Here is a 15566-nt window from a genome sequence, read left to right on the forward strand (position 1 = left end):
GGTCCCGCCGATGGCAAGCATGGGCATGACCAGCACACCTCCACCCGCCCTGGCCGTCGAGGCCAACCGGCTTGGCATCGCGGCCTTGCAGGCCGGCGACAATGAAGCAGCCGCGAACCATTTCGGCGCGGCGATCGCGGCCGATCCGCATTCGGGCGCCTTGCAGCGCAACCTCGCCTCGGCATGGCGTGCGCTCGGCGACGATGTTCGGGAGCTCGAGGCGCTCGACGCCGCGCTCGCGATCGATCGCCGCGACCTGATGGCGTGGATCCGCAAGGGCGAACGCCACGAGGCGCGCGGCGAAATGGGCTTGGCGCTCGCCGCGTGGAGCGCCGCGATCGCGCTCGGCGCGCAACTCGACCCGGTGCCGCCGCCGCTCGCCCCGCTGCTCGCGCATGGCCGGGACTTCGTTGCGGGGGCGACCGATACGATGTTTACCGCAGCGTCGGGCGCGTTCGAGGAAATGCGCGGCGACCTGTCGGAGACCGAAGCGCGGCGCGGCCAAGCTTTCATCGCGAGCGCGCTCGGTCGCCGCCGCATCTATCAGAACGAATGCGCGGGAGTTTATTATCCCTTCCTGCCCGCCGACGAGTTCTTCGACCGCGGCCATTTTCCCTGGCTTCCTGAAATCGAGGCGCAGACCGCCGCGATCCGTGCGGAATTGCAGGCGCTGCTCGACGATCCGGGCGAGGCGCTTCGTCCCTATGTGCGGATGGAGGCGGGCTCGCCCGAAACCATCTGGTCAGGTCTCGACAACCGGCTCGACTGGGGCGCCTGTTTCCTGTGGGAATATGGCGAGCCGAACCAGCCGGTGCTCGACCGCTGCCCCGCGACCGCCGCCGCGCTCGCCGCCATACCGGGCGCGCGCATTCCGGGCCGCGCGCCCAGTGCCTTCTTTTCGATGCTCAAACCGCACACGCGCATCCCTCCCCACACCGGCGTCACCAACACGCGCGCGATCGTGCATCTGCCGCTGATCGTCCCGCCCGGCTGCGGCTTTCGCGTCGGGGGCGAAACGCGCGAGTGGAAGGAAGGCACCGCCTTCGCCTTCGACGACACGATCGAACATGAAGCATGGAACGACAGCGACGAGCTGCGTGCGGTGCTGATCTTCGACGTCTGGAACCCGCATATGACCGTCGGCGAACGCGAACTGCTGCTACGCTATTTCGTATCGGCCGATGCGTCGGGCTACGCCGTGCCGCGCTAGGCCCGGCGCGGCCTGTCGCGCCGGAGATTCAGCTTTGCGAAAGCCGCAAGGGCACATAAGATGCAGGGCATGAGGCTGTGGGTTATGCCCGCGGCAGGAGGACTAGCATGAACCCGATTTTACCTGCTTTCATGGCCGCGACGCTGCTCGCTGCGCCGGCGTTTGCCGCCGAGAGCGCGGCGCCCGCCGATCACGCGCCGCCGTCCAAGGCGCCGTCGGCAATGACCCCGACCGAGATCAAGGCGCATAATGAGGGACTGGCGCAGACCCACCCTTATTATATCAAATGCCGCAAGACGCTTGAGATCGGGTCGCTCGTGAAGAAGAATCGCGTTTGCTACACCAATGAAAAGTGGAAGCAGGTGACCGCGCAGGGCAACCAGAATGCGCGCGACACCGCCGAAGCGATGGTGGGCAAGGGCGTGAACTCGAACTGATCGGTCATCGCGGCGAAAAGGGGGGGTAAGATGCGGTCGCTGACATGGGCTGCTGCGATCATCGCCGCGACGCCCGCCTGCGCGGGCGAAGGCGAGCCGCGGCTCGCGCGCGCGCCGTCGGACATGTCGGGCGCCGAGATCGACGCGTATAACGAAGGTCGGATGGCGAGCGATCCGGACTATATCCGTTGCCGCCGGATCGAGCAGGTGGGCTCGCTCGTCAAGAAGCTGCGCGTCTGCAACACTAACGCTGAATGGAAGCGCATCGTCGACAAGGGCAATCAGGATGCGCGCGATTCGATGGAAACGCTCGCGCGCGGGTGGAGCGTTTCGCAGGAACCCCAGGATCAGTTGATGCGGGCGCCCGACCGGCCGCAATGAACGGAAGGATATCTCTCCCATGCTGCATATCGTAACCGCACTGGCGCTCGCCGCCGCCCCCGCGACGGCGGAGCCCGAAAACCGCCGCGTGCTCGACAAGGCGCCGTCGGCCATGACCAATGCCGAGATCAAGGTCTTCAACGAAGGGCTGGCGATGACCCATCCCGATTATATCAAGTGCCGCAAGATCGAGGAGAGCGGCTCGTGGGTCAAAAAGGCGCGCGTGTGCCGTACCAACGAGCAGTGGAAGCAGGCTTGGGCGCAGGGCAACCAGAATGCGCGCGACACCGCCGAAGCGATGACGCGCGCACCCGTCAATCACAGCAATTGATCCGCGCCGCGCGCGGGCTGATCCCGCTCAGGCGGAGGCCAGCAGCACCAGCGCGCCGTCGCCCTCGTCGACCTTGATCGTCGACCCGTCCTTCACTTCGCCCTTCAGGATCAGGTCGGCAAGCGGATCTTGCAGATATTTCTGCACCGCGCGCTTCAGCGGCCGCGCGCCATAGACGGGATCGTAGCCGACCCGGCCGAGCCACGCGCGCGCGGCATCGGTCAGGTCTAGCGTCACCTTGCGGTCGGCGAGCAGCTTCCGGACGCGCGCGACCTGGATGTCGACGATGCCGCCCATATGCTGCTGCGCGAGGCGGTTGAAGAGCACGATCTCGTCGAGCCGGTTCAGGAATTCGGGCCGGAAATGCGCGCGCACGACCTCCATCACCGCGGGTTCGGCCTGTTCGACCGGCGCATCGTCGGGAAGCGCCGCGATCGCCTGGCTGCCGAGGTTCGAGGTCAGGATGATCAGCGTGTTGGTGAAATCGACCGTGCGGCCCTGCCCGTCGGTGAGGCGACCGTCGTCGAGCACCTGCAAAAGGATGTTGAAGACGTCGGCGTGGGCTTTCTCGACCTCGTCGAACAGCACGACCTGATAGGGACGGCGGCGCACCGCTTCGGTGAGCGTGCCGCCCTCTTCATAGCCCACATAGCCCGGCGGCGCGCCGACGAGGCGCGCGACGCTGTGCTTTTCCATGAATTCGGACATGTCGATGCGGACCATCGCATTGTCGTCGTCGAACAGAAACCGCGCGAGCGCCTTGGTGAGCTCGGTCTTGCCGACACCCGTAGGGCCGAGGAAGAGGAACGAGCCCAACGGCCGGTTGGGGTCCTGCAGCCCGGCGCGCGCGCGGCGCACCGCGGTCGAGACGGCGCGGACGGCTTCATCCTGGCCGATCACGCGCTGGCCCAGCGTGTCTTCCATGCCGAGCAGTTTCTCTCGCTCGCCCTCCATCATCCGGTCGACGGGGATGCCGGTCCATTTGCTCACGACGGCGGCGATATCGTCGGCGGTGACCTCCTCGCGCAGCATGGCGTTGCCCGCGGCCGCCTGCGCCTCCTCTAGCCGTTTTTCGAGGCCGGGGATGGTGCCGTAGCTGAGTTCGCCCGCCTTGGCGAGATCGCCGGCGCGCTGTGCCTGATCGAGCGCCGAGCGCGCGGCGTCGAGCTCTTCCTTGATCTTCGCCTCGGCGTGGATCTTGTCCTTCTCGGCCTGCCATTTCTGAGTAAGTTCGGCTGACTGCTGCTCAAGATTGGCGAGCTCGGCCTGCAAGCTCGCGAGCCGGTCCTTCGACGCGGCGTCGCTTTCCTTGCCGAGTGCGGCTTCCTCGATCTTCATCTGGATGATGCGGCGGTCGAGGCTCTCGATTTCCTCGGGCTTCGATTCGACCTCCATACGGATGCGGCTCGCCGCCTCGTCCATCAGGTCGATCGCCTTGTCGGGCAGGAAGCGGTCGGAGATGTAGCGGTTCGACAGCGTCGCGGCGGCGACGATCGCGCCGTCGGTGATTCGCACGCCGTGGTGCAGCTCGTACTTCTCCTTGATGCCGCGCAGGATCGAGATCGAATCCTCGACCGTCGGCTCGCCGACGAAGACCGGCTGGAAGCGCCGCTGGAGCGCGGGGTCCTTTTCGACATGCTTGCGATATTCGTCGAGCGTCGTCGCGCCGATGCAATGAAGTTCGCCGCGCGCCAAGGCCGGCTTGAGCAGGTTCGACGCGTCCATCGCGCCCTCGCCCTTTCCCGCGCCGACGAGCGTGTGCATCTCGTCGATGAACAGGATGATCTCGCCCTCGGCGGCCTTTACATCGTCGAGGACGCCCTTGAGGCGCTCCTCGAACTCGCCGCGATATTTGGCGCCCGCGATGAGCGCACCCATGTCGAGCGCGAGCAGGCGGCGGTCCTTCAGGCTGTCGGGCACGTCGCCGTTGACGATGCGCAGCGCAAGCCCCTCGGCGATCGCGGTCTTGCCGACGCCGGGTTCGCCGATCAGTACGGGGTTGTTCTTGGTGCGGCGCGCGAGGATCTGCACCGTGCGGCGGATTTCCTCGTCGCGGCCTATGACGGGATCGAGCTTGCCCTCGCGCGCCACTTCGGTGAGGTCGCGCGCGAACTTCTGGAGCGCGTCGTAGCGATCCTCGGCCGACGCCGTATCGGCGGTGCGGCCGCCGGTCAGCTTGGCGATCGCGGCGTTCAAGGCTTCGGGTTTCACGCCGGCGTCGGCAAAGGCCTTGCCCACCGGCGTGCTCGGGGCGAGCACCATCGCGAGCAGGATGTTCTGGACGGCGACATATTCGCTGCCCGCCTTTGCCGCGACCTGTTCGGCTTGGTCGAGCAAGCGCACCGCGTCGTTGTCGAGGCCCGGTGTCGCCTGCGCGCCCGATCCCGACACGGCGGGGAGCTTGGCGAGCAGCGCGTCGATGCCGGCCACCGCGCGCGCGGTGTCGCCGCCGCTGTTGGCGATCAGCCCTGCCGCCATGCCCTGATTGTCTTCGAGCAGGGCCTTGGCGATATGCTCGGGCGCGATCCGCTGATGGTTCATGCGGATCGCGATCGTCTGCGCCGCCTGCAAAAAGCCCTTGGCGCGGTCGGTAAATTTTTCGAGGTTCATTCTGGATAAGCCCCTTTCTCGCCGGGCAAGATAGTGTTGCCATTGTGCAACACAAGGGGCATTGCGAGGTTCCGCAAGACTCTATTCGCTGTCCCGCGCGAGCTGGTCGAGCAGGCGCACGCCGAAGCCGGTCATTCCCTTGGGAACAAGCGGCGTCGCTTTGTCGGCCTGGTTCACCCCGGCAATGTCGAGATGCGCCCAAGGGGTCGCCTCGTCGACGAAGAACCCGATAGCGTGCGCGCCGAGACTGGCGCCCGGCCCTTGGCTTGGCGCGATGTTACGGATGTCGGCGATGTCGGATTTGAGCTTCTCGGCGTAATTTTTGTGAAGCGGCATTCGCCACAACTCTTCGCCGCTCGCGGCGCCGGCGGCGAGCAAGGCGTCGGCGAGCTTTTCGTCGCGCGCGAAAAGGCCGGCATATTGGTCATCGAGCGCGCCGACGATCGATCCGGTGAGCGTCGCGATATTGACGATCGCGCGCGGTTTGTAAGTCGCCGCGACATATTCATTGGCATCGGCAAGGACGAGACGGCCTTCGGCGTCGGCGTTGAGCATCTCGATCGTCTTGCCCGACATGGTGCGCGTGACGTCGCCGGGGCGCTGGGCATTGCCGTCGGGCATATTTTCGGCCAGCGCGGCGACCGCGACGACATGGACCGGCGCGCGCGATTTTGCGAGCGACAGCGCCGCGCCGACGACCGAGGCGGCGCCTGACATGTCGCCCTTCATGTTCCACATGCCGTTTCCGGGCTTCAAGGAAATGCCGCCCGAATCGAAGGTGATGCCCTTGCCGACGAAAGCGATCGGCGCGTCGGATGTGCCCGCTCCGCGATAACGCACCGCGAGCAGGCGCGACCCGCGCGGGCTGCCCTGTCCGACGCCGACGAGCGTTCCCATGCCGAGCTTGCGCATCGCCGCTTCGTCGAGCACCTCGATGCTGACGCCCGGCGCCCCGGCAAAGGCCTCGCGGACGCGCGCGACGAAGCTTTCGGGATAGATGATGTTCGCTGGCTCGTTCGCGAGGTCGCGCGACAGGCGCACGCCGTCGACAAGCGACTTCCAGCGGCGGGCGAAGGCGGTTTCGGCCGCGGCGGGGGCGGCGCCCACCAACGTCACCGCGCCCGTCGGCGGCGGGTTTTTGTCGACCGTCTTGTAGCGGTCGAAGCGATATTGGCCGAGCGCGAAGCCATAGGCGGCGTCTGCCGCGCTTATGTCGCCGAAAGCGCCCGCGATGGCCACCGGATGCGCTTCGCTCTTGAGTTCCTGTGCCGCTTTGCCGCCCGCTTCGGCCAACGCGAGCGACGAGGGCGTGGCGCCCGCACCGACGAGCAGGATGCGCGGGTGCGCGCCAATGCCGCGCAGCGACAGTGTCGATCCAGCCTTGCCGTCGAAGCCCGCCGCGGTGGCCGCTGCGGCGACGGCCTGACGCTCGGCCGCGCTCAGCGCGACGCCGTCGAGCGGCGGCAGCGTGGCGTCGGTCATTATGACGACGAGCGCGGCGCCTGTGGGTGCCGTCGCGGCAAAGCCGATGGCGCGCTCGGCGCTGTTCGCGGCGGTCGCCGGGACGACGCCCGACCCAGTGACGGTCTGTGCCATCGCGGCGGGTGCGGGCGCCAGCGTCAGGCAGGCGGAAAGGAGCAGGCTCTTGATGCGCATCGTTCGAAATTCCCCGTTGTTCAAAGACCTGCATCCTGCATAGCCGCGCTCGGCCCACCCGCAAATCCGCCTCGACGAACGACAGCCGCTTGCCATCGGACGACATGACGGCCACAGATGCGCCCGGACCGGCGACGAAGAGGACCCACGATGCTGCGACGGATTTTACTGGGCTTTCTGGCTCTGGTCGTCGTTGCCGCAGTATCGCTCGCTTTTTGGGAACCGCTGACGGCCGAAGCGCCGCCGGCTCCCGCCTTCAAGCCCGCCGACGTTCGCATCGCGCGCGACAATTTCGGCGTGCCACATATCTTCGGAAAGACCGACGCCGATGTCGCCTATGGCGTCGCCTATGCCCACGCCGAGGATGATTTTGCGACGCTGCAGGAAGTGCTCGCGATGACGCGCGGGCGCGCCGGCGCGATGCTTGGCGAGAATGGGGCGAAGGTCGACTATGCCGCGGCGCTGCTCGATATCCGCGCGACGACGCGGCGCGACTGGCCGCGTCTGCCCGAGGATGTGAAAAATCTGTTCACGGCCTATGCCGCGGGGCTCAACCATTATGCCGACAAGCATCCGGGCGAGGTGCGGTTGTCGGGACTGTTCCCGGTGACCGGCGAGGATGTCGTCGCGGGGTTCGTGCTGCGATCGCCCTTTTTCTTCGGGCTCGATTCGGTTCTCGGTTCGCTCACCGAAGGCACCGAGATCGGGCGCGAAGGCGGCCCCGCGCTCGACAAGTCGGGCAAGCTCGTCCCGCGCGAGCTGACGCCGGTCGGCACCGACCCGGCCGATAACGGGTCGAATGCGATGGCGGTCGCGCCGGCGCGATCGACCGACGGCGCGACGCGGCTCGTCTCCAACTCGCACCAGCCGTGGACGGGCGGCGTCGCCTGGTACGAACTGGTCGTCCATAGCGAAGAGGGCTGGGATTTCGCCGGCGCCAACTTCCCAGGCTCGCCTTACCCCTTCCTCGGCCACAATAAATATCTCGGCTGGACCAACACGGTGAACCGGCCCGACCTGATCGACGTCTACAAGCTGGAACTCGACGACAGCGGTGAAAATTACCGTTTCGACGGCGCATGGCGCCCGCTCGAGGAAAAGCGCGTGTGGCTGAAGGTCAAGTTCGGCCCCTTCGTGCTGCCGGTGCCGCGCACCATCTGGCGTTCGGTCCACGGACCGGTCGTGAAGAATGAAAAGGGCGCCTTTGCGATCCGTTATGCCGGGATCGATCAGGCGAATATGGTCACCCAATATTACCGGCTGAACAAGGCGAAGACTTTCGCCGAATGGCGTGCGGCGATGGCAGGGCAGGGCGTGCCTGCGACCAATTTCATCTATGCCGATGCGAAGGGCAATATCGGGCTTTTCTATAACGCGATGTTCCCCGACCGGCCGGCCGGGTTCAACTGGCGCGGGGTGCTGCCGGGCGACACGTCGGCCGATTTGTGGACGAAGACGCTACCGTTCGACCGCGTGCCCGCGCTGGTCAATCCGCGCTCGGGCTATGTGATGAACGCGAACAACACGCCATGGGTCGCGGCGGGGCCGGGCGACGAACTCGACGCCGCGGCCTTTTCGCCGCTGCTCGGGATCGAGGACGATATGACCAATCGCGCGGTGCGGCTGATCGAGTTGTTCGAGGCGTCGGGGCAGATCGACGAGGCGCGGCTCAAGGCGATCAAATATGACACCGCCTATTCGCGGAGCGGTTATGCGAGAGCGTGGATGGACCGGTTGCTCGCGCTCGATACGAAGGATGATCCGGCGCTCGCGCGGGCGCAGGACCTCCTGCGCGCATGGGACTGGAATCTCGACGGCCGGGGCAAGGGCGACGCGCTCGCGCTGATGCTGCTGCGCCCGGCGAACGGCCGCCATTACCAGCGCCGCGCGGCACCCGATCCGCGCACGGTGCTGAAGGAGACGGTCGCGCATCTGCAGGAACATTTCAACGGGCTCGATCCGAAGCTCGGCACCGTGCTGCGCCTCCGCCACGGCGAAGGCGCGAACCGCGTCGACCTGCCGCTCGATGGCGGCAACGACACGGTGCGCGCCTCGACCCTGTGGGACGTGGAGCCCGACGGGCGGCTGAAGGTGCGCCACGGCGACAGCTTTATCATGTTCGTGACGTGGGACCGGAACGGCCGCGTCCGGTCCGAATCGATCCAGCCGTTTGGCGCCGCAACGACGCGTCCCGACAGCCCGCATTATAATGACCAGGCGCCGCTGTTCGCGCAGCACAAGCTCAAGCCCGTGCTGTTCGACCCGGCGGCGCTGAAGGCGAGCGGCGCGCGTTTCTATCGGCCTTGAAAGCCCGGAACCACCGTCCTAAACCATTGATACAGTGCCGTCCGGCACCCGATTTTAAGCAGGCGCGCCTGCATGCCTTGATCTAGGGGATTTTCATGGCTCGTTTTCATCGTTTCGCGGTCGCCCTTGCGCTGTCGACCTCGCTCGTCGCTGCCGCTCCGGCGCTCGCCAAGGCAAAGACTGCGGCCCCCGCGCCGACCGCCGACCTCGTCAAAGCGGTCGATATTCCCTACGAAGCCTTCACGCTCGACAATGGCCTGCGCGTCATCGTGCACGAGGATCGCAAGGCGCCGGTCGTCGCGGTGTCGGTGTGGTATCGCGTCGGGTCGAAGCACGAGCCCGCGGGCAAGACGGGCTTTGCGCACCTGTTCGAGCATCTGATGTTCAACGGCTCCGAAAACGCCCCCAATGATTTCTTCGAGCCGCTGCGCCAGGTCGGCGCGACCGATTTCAACGGCACGACCTTCCTCGACCGCACCAACTATTTCGAAACCGTGCCCACGGGTGCGCTCGACCTCGCACTGTTCCTCGAAAGCGACCGTATGGGGCATCTGCTCGGCGCGGTGACGCAGGAAAAGCTCGATAACCAGCGCGGCGTCGTCCAGAACGAAAAAAGGCAGGGCGACAATAATCCCTATGGGCTGCTGCGCTACGAGATTTTCGAGAATCTCTTTCCCAAGGGGCACCCCTATCATCACAGCACGATCGGCTCGATGGCCGACCTCGACGCGGCGAGCCTCGACGATGTGAAAAATTGGTTCACCGACAATTACGGTCCGAACAACGCGGTGCTCGTCCTTGCGGGCGACATCGACGTGCCGACGGCGAAGGCGAAGGTCGGCGAATGGTTCGGCGACATCCCGCGCGGCCCCGAAATCAAGGCGCCCGCGACGGCGCTGCCGACGCTGCCCGCGCCGCTCGCGAAGGAGGTCAAGGACCTGATCCCGACGACGCGCATCTACCGCATGTGGACGATGCCGGGGCTCAACGACGCCGAAGCGGTGCCGCTCCAGATGGCGATGTCGGTGCTCGGCGGGCTGTCCTCGTCGCGGCTCGACAATGCGCTCGTGCGCAAGGACCCGATCGCGGTCAGCGTCTCGGCGGGCGCGTCGCCGTTCGAGGATGCGGGGATCGTGCTGGTCCAGGCCGACGTCAAGGCGGGCGTCGATCCCGCGCATGTCGCGAAAAGGCTCGACGAGGAAATCGCGGCCTTCCTTGCGAGCGGGCCGACCGCCGACGAATTGCAGCGTGCGACCGCCAGCTATCTGGGCGGCGCGATCTCGCAGCTCGAATCGGTCGGCGGTTTCGGCGGCAAGGCGGTGACGCTGGCCGAGGGCGCGCTCTATTCGAACGATCCCGCTTATTACAAGGTCGAGCTCGAGCGCCTCGCCAAGGCGACCCCCGAGCAGGTGCGCGACGCGGCGCGCAAATGGCTGTCGCGCCCGGCCTTTTCGCTGACCTATACCCCCGGTGAGCGCACCGAAGGCGGCGAAAATCGCGGTGGCGCGGTCGTCGCGGCGAAGGGCACGCCGGCGGTTCAGCCCGATCGCTACTGGAACCCGGCGCTCGGCGATGTCGGTCCCGACAGCGCGATCGGCGCGGCGACCTCGATCGCCGATCGTTCGCAATTTCCCGGCGTCACGGGGCTGAAGGCGCTCGAATTCCCCGAGATCGAACGCGCGAAGCTCAAGAACGGGATCGAGGTGGTGTTCGCGCGCCGCACGACAGTACCGACGGTCAATGTCCAGGTGAGCTTCGACGCCGGCTATGCCGCCGATCCGCGCAGCGCGCTCGGCACCCAGTCGCTGATGCTCAGCCTGATGGACGAGGGCACGACCAGCCTCGATTCGATCGCCTTTGCCGAAGCGAAGGAGCGGCTCGGTGCGCAGACTTATGGCTATGCCGACGCCGACGAAACCGCGCTCGGGCTGTTCGCGCTCAAGCCGAATTTGCGCGCGTCGCTCGCGCTGCTCGCCGATTATGTGCGCAATCCGGCCTTCGACGCGAAGGAACTGGAGCGCGTGCGCGCGCAGCAGCTCAACCGGCTGAAGGCCGAACTCAACGAGCCGCGCGCGATCGCCAGCCGCGTGTTGATGCCCGCGTTGTACGGCGCCGGGCACCCCTATGGGATTCCGCCCTCGGGCCTCGGCAATGCGGAGGCGGTGACCGCGGCGACGCGCGACCAGCTCGCGGCTTTCCATTCGGCGTGGATTCGTCCCGACAATGCGCGGATTTTCGTCGTCGGCGACACGACGCTCGCCGAGGTGAAGAAGGAACTCGACACCGCGTTCGGCGACTGGAAAGCGCCGGCGACGCCAAAGCCGACGAAGCATTTCGAGGTCACCGTCCCCAAGCCGCAGCCGCGCATCCTGCTCGTCGACCGGCCCAAGGCGCCGCAATCGGTGATCCTCGCGGGCAAGGTGCTCGATGCCAAGGGCGGCGACGGGCTGGAAGTGTTGCGCGCGGCGAACGACATCTTTGGCGGCAATTTCCTGTCGCGCTTCAACATGAACCTGCGCGAGACGAAGGGCTGGTCCTATGGCGTGCGCACAAGCGTGTCGGGTGAAAAAAACCGCGTCAACTGGATCGCTTCGGCGCCGGTGCAGGCCGACCGCACCGGCGATTCGATCAAGGAACTGCAAAGCGACCTCAAGGCCTTCCTCGGCGAGAAGGGCGTGACCAAGGAGGAATTGCAGCGCACCGTGAACGGCAGTGTCCGCGAACTGCCGGGCAGTTTCGAAACCTCAAGCGACGTGCTCGGGGGGCTGCGTGCGATCGTCAAATTCGATCGTCCCGACGATTATTACGAGAAGCTGCCCGCGACCTATGAGGCGATGACGCCCGAAGCATTGGATGCGGCGGCACGGGAGGCGCTCAGCACCGACGATCTCGTCTATGTCGTCGTCGGCGACGCCGCGGTGGTGAAACCGCAGCTTGACGGATTGGGTCTGCCCGTGGAAACGGTGTCTCCCGCTAACTAACATCAGTTTCAGTAAGGAGAGCGCAGATGTCCCAAGTCGATGGCAGCTATGATTGCGTCACCAAGTCGCCGATGGGCGATCAGAAGTCGGTTTTCACCGTCACCAGCAACGGCGACAGCTTCACCGGCCAGAATGCCGGCGCGATGGGGTCGCTCGATGTCGAAAATGGCAAGGTCGACGGCAACAAGCTGAGCTGGACCATGAACATGAAGGTGCCGATGCCGATGACGCTCGAATGCGAAGCGACGATCGACGGCGACGCGCTGACGGGCACGATCAAGGCCGGCGCGTTCGGTTCGATGGCGATGACCGGCACGCGCCAGGCCTGACCCGCCCACCGGCAACAAGCGAAGGGCCGTCCTATCGGGCGGCCCTTTTGCTTTGCATAGCAATGTCCTTTCACCTTGGGGGCTATCCAAAGCGGCGGCTTGGGCGCATAGGCTGCTGCGATGCACAAGCCGGCCCAATCCCCCCAACGGAGCCTGCCGGGCGACCGGGAAATGGTGGTCATGATGGCGATGGTCATGGCGCTCAATGCGCTCGCCATCGATTCGATGTTGCCCGCGCTGCCGGCGATCGGCGAGGCGCTGGGCGTCACCGTCGCCAATGATCGTCAGCATGTCATCTCGATCTATCTGCTCGGAATCGGTTTCGGATCGCTGCTCTATGGTCCGCTTTCGGACCGTTTCGGGCGCAAGGGCGTGCTTGTCCCGGCGCTCTTCGCCTATCTGGCGCTGTCGATCGGCTGCGGGCTCGCGACGAGTTTCGAAATGCTGCTCGCGCTGCGTTTCGTTCACGGGCTGGTCAGCGCCGCGCTCGGCGTCATCGTCGTTGCGGTGATCCGCGACCTGTTCGCGGGTGACGCGATGGCGAAGCGACTGTCGCTGATATTCCTCGTCTTCATGATCGTGCCGATCATTGCGCCGACGATCGGCGCGGGCATCGCCGCTGTGGCGGGCTGGCGCGCGATCTTCATCGTGCTCGCGGTGATGTCGATCGTGATGCTGTTCTGGCTCCGGCGCCTGCCTGAAACGCTCGATCCCGCTGACGTGCGTCCTCTCGACTTCAAGACGATGGTCGCGGGCTGGGCAACGGTGACGCGGCACCGCCGCGCCGCGGGCTATATGATCGCATCGGGGATGATGCAGGGCGCGCTCTACGGCTATCTCAACAGCAGCGAGCAGATCATCGCCGAGGTGTTCGGCGCGCGCGCGATGTTCCCGTTGATCTTCGCCATCGTCGCCGTCGGCATCGCGATCGCCAATTTCTCGAACGCCGCGATCGTCGAACGTTTCGGCGCGCGGCGCGTGTCGCAGTCGGCGGTCCTCGCCTTCATGGCGACGTCGATCCTGCAGATCGTTGCGGCATTGAGCGGCGCCGAGACTCTGTGGATGTTCACCGCGCTGATGATGGTCAACGTCGGTCTCGTCGGCTTCATCGGCAGCAATTTCGGGTCGATCGCGATGGAGGATTTCGGCCATATGGCGGGCGTAGCCTCCTCCTATCAGAGCTTCGCCAAGACGCTGCTCGCGGCGACCGTCGGCGCGACGATCGGCCAGCAATATGACGGCACGACGCTGCCGCTCGCCTATGCTTTCCTGATCAGCGCCGTGGTCGGCCTCGCGCTCGTTTTCTGGGCCGAACGCGGCAAGCTGTTCACGCGCCCCGGAACCGCACCGCGCACGCCCTTTTGACGGGGGGGTATAAGGGCGACTTTGGGGTGGTGAACTGTCGTTGCTCTCCTCCACTTCCGTCATCCCGGGCTTGACCCGGGATCCCGTTTTTTGGGGCGTCGACCGGTCTTCGGCATCAAGCGGGACCCCGGATCAAGTCCGGGGTGACGAACGAGGAAATATCCTCCCTGTGGCGAAGCCATGGGGAGGCGGCAGCGCGAAGCGCTGACGGAGGGGCTCATGGCGCAACGTCGCGGCCCCTCCACCACCGCCTGCGGCGGCGGTCCCCCTCCCCATCGCTTCGCGACAGGAAGGATTTAATGGCAGCAATCGGTCGATTGCCGCCATCGCCTTATCCAAAAAGCCAAAAAGAAAGGGGGCCGAAGCCCCCTTTCCCTTTTTTGATCGTCCGAACCGTCAGCTGAACGACGGTGCCGGCGGAACCGGCGGCGGCGGGGCGTCGCTGTCGTCCTCGTGGACCTCGACATGTCCCAAGCCCACATGGCTGCGCTTGCGGCTGTAGACGAAGTAGACGACCAGCCCGACAGCGGCCCAGATCAGGAAGAGGTTGATGCTCTTCTGGTCGAGGTTGAAGAAGAGGTAGAGGCAGCCCGCGATCGCAATCGGCGCCGTGACATAGATTGCCGGCGTGCGGAACGGGCGGTGACGGCCGGGATCGGTGCGGCGGATCACCATCACCGCGATCGACACTGCGGCAAAGGCGAAGAGCGTGCCCGAGTTCGAGATGTTCGCCAGCTGCCCCACAGGGAAGAAGGCGGCGAACAGCGCGACCGCGATGCCCGTGATGATCGTGATCACGTGCGGCGTGTTGAACTTCGGATGGATCTTCGAGAAGGCTTGCGGCAGCAGCCCGTCGCGGCTCATCACGAAGAAGATGCGGGTCTGGCCGAACATCATCATCAGGATGACCGACGGCAGCGCGAGGCCGGCGGCGAGGCCGATCAAATTGCCGATCTGCGGCCAGCCGATTTCGCGCAGCGTCCACGCGAGCGCTTCCTTCGAGCAGACCACCGCCTGATCGCCGATCGCGCCGCACGCGGCCGCGAGTTCGCGGCTGCCGGGTTCGAGCGCATGGCCCGCGGCGGCGTCGATCCCGACCGGCTGCGCGCCGACGGTGCCGATGACGCCGGCGGCGACGAGCAGGTAGAAGATGGTGCAGATGGCGAGGCTGCCGATCAGGCCGATCGGCATGTTGCGCTGCGGGTTCTTGGTTTCCTCGGCCGCGGTCGAAACCGCGTCGAAGCCGACATAGGCGAAGAAGATCGATGCCGCGGCGGCGCCGATCCCGCCGATGCCGAGCGGCGCGAAGGGCTCGAACTTCTCCATATTCATCACCGGCAGGGCGAGGATGATGAAGAGCGTCAGCGCGGCGACCTTGATCACGACGAGGATTGCGTTGACCGTCGCCGATTCGCGCGTCCCGATGACGAGGAGGAAGGTCACCAATCCGGCGATGAACATCGCGGGCAGGTTGATCATGCCGCCGTCGAACGGCCCGAGCACGAATTTCGCGGGTATGTCGAGCCCGAAACTATGTTCGATCAACCCGACGACATAGCCCGACCAGCCCACCGACACCGCGCCTGCGGCCACCGCATATTCGAGGATCAGCGCCCAGCCGACCATCCAGGCGATCAGCTCGCCCATCACGGCATAGCTATAGGTGTAGGCCGAACCCGAAACGGGGACCATCGAGGCCATTTCGGCGTAGCAGAGCGCGGCGAAGGCGCAGACGAAACCGGCTATGATGAAGCTGATCATCATGCCGGGGCCCGCCTTTTGCGCGGCTTCCGCGGTCAGCACGAAAATCCCGGTCCCGATCACGGCGCCGATCCCCAGCATCGTAAGCTGGAAAGCGCCGAGCGTGCGCGTAAGCGATTTCTTTTCCGCTGTCGCCAAAATGGCATCCAACGGCTTTACGCGGTCAAATAGCATGTTCTTCCCCTTTGGAGCGGCTGA

General features: G+C 65.8%; 11 protein-coding genes. 8 read left to right on the forward strand and 3 right to left on the reverse strand.

What is annotated here, in order from left to right; genetic code table 11:
• The first annotated feature begins 25 nt into the window (after positions 1-25).
• The 4 genes from E5675_RS01015 to E5675_RS01030 all read left to right on the forward strand — a co-directional run bounded on the left by E5675_RS01015 (position 26) and on the right by E5675_RS01030 (position 2359).
• The gene (locus E5675_RS01015) at positions 26-1210 is read left to right on the forward strand and encodes an aspartyl/asparaginyl beta-hydroxylase domain-containing protein (RefSeq protein WP_247594739.1); all 1185 of its coding nucleotides are present in this window, start codon (positions 26-28) and stop codon (positions 1208-1210) included.
• Between the two features lie 107 nt (positions 1211-1317).
• Positions 1318-1647, forward strand: coding sequence for a hypothetical protein (locus E5675_RS01020; RefSeq protein WP_247594740.1), 330 nt, complete (start codon positions 1318-1320; stop codon positions 1645-1647).
• A 30-nt stretch (positions 1648-1677) separates the two neighbouring features.
• Positions 1678-2028, forward strand: coding sequence for a hypothetical protein (locus tag E5675_RS01025; protein WP_210727586.1), 351 nt, complete (start codon positions 1678-1680; stop codon positions 2026-2028).
• A gap of 19 nt (positions 2029-2047) precedes the next feature.
• A complete protein-coding gene (locus E5675_RS01030) occupies positions 2048-2359 on the forward strand; it encodes a hypothetical protein (RefSeq protein ID WP_136173053.1) in 312 nt (103 codons plus the stop codon).
• Positions 2360-2386: 27 nt separating this feature from the next.
• Here E5675_RS01030 and clpB read toward each other — a convergent pair whose 3' ends face one another.
• Together clpB and E5675_RS01040 are read right to left on the reverse strand one after the other, a co-directional pair.
• Entirely contained in the window at positions 2387-4969 is a 2583-nt protein-coding gene (clpB, locus tag E5675_RS01035; RefSeq protein WP_136173054.1) for an ATP-dependent chaperone ClpB, read from the reverse strand.
• Between the two features lie 81 nt (positions 4970-5050).
• Entirely contained in the window at positions 5051-6625 is a 1575-nt protein-coding gene (locus E5675_RS01040) for a leucyl aminopeptidase (protein WP_247594741.1), read from the reverse strand.
• A 150-nt stretch (positions 6626-6775) separates the two neighbouring features.
• On the opposite strand from E5675_RS01040, the gene E5675_RS01045 reads away from it, so the two are divergent.
• From E5675_RS01045 to E5675_RS01060, 4 genes are all read left to right on the forward strand, one after another.
• Positions 6776-8932, forward strand: a complete 2157-nt coding sequence (locus E5675_RS01045) for an acylase (protein WP_210727587.1) — start codon at positions 6776-6778, stop codon at positions 8930-8932.
• A gap of 95 nt (positions 8933-9027) precedes the next feature.
• Entirely contained in the window at positions 9028-11913 is a 2886-nt protein-coding gene (locus tag E5675_RS01050) for a pitrilysin family protein (RefSeq protein ID WP_136173056.1), read from the forward strand.
• Positions 11914-11939: 26 nt separating this feature from the next.
• Positions 11940-12242: a hypothetical protein gene (locus E5675_RS01055; protein ID WP_136173057.1), complete on the forward strand. Its 303-nt coding sequence runs from the start codon at positions 11940-11942 to the stop codon at positions 12240-12242.
• Positions 12243-12422: 180 nt separating this feature from the next.
• Complete coding sequence (locus E5675_RS01060; RefSeq protein ID WP_247594742.1) at positions 12423-13607, forward strand: multidrug effflux MFS transporter; 1185 nt, start codon at positions 12423-12425, stop codon at positions 13605-13607.
• Positions 13608-14003: 396 nt separating this feature from the next.
• On the opposite strand, the gene E5675_RS01065 is transcribed toward E5675_RS01060, so the two are convergent.
• Positions 14004-15542 (reverse strand): amino acid permease, encoded by a 1539-nt coding sequence (locus tag E5675_RS01065; protein WP_136173059.1) that lies wholly within the window; start codon positions 15540-15542, stop codon positions 14004-14006.
• Positions 15543-15566 lie beyond the last annotated feature (24 nt).

Source organism: Sphingopyxis sp. PAMC25046, assembly GCF_004795895.1.
Taxonomy (GTDB): Bacteria; Pseudomonadota; Alphaproteobacteria; order Sphingomonadales; family Sphingomonadaceae; genus Sphingopyxis.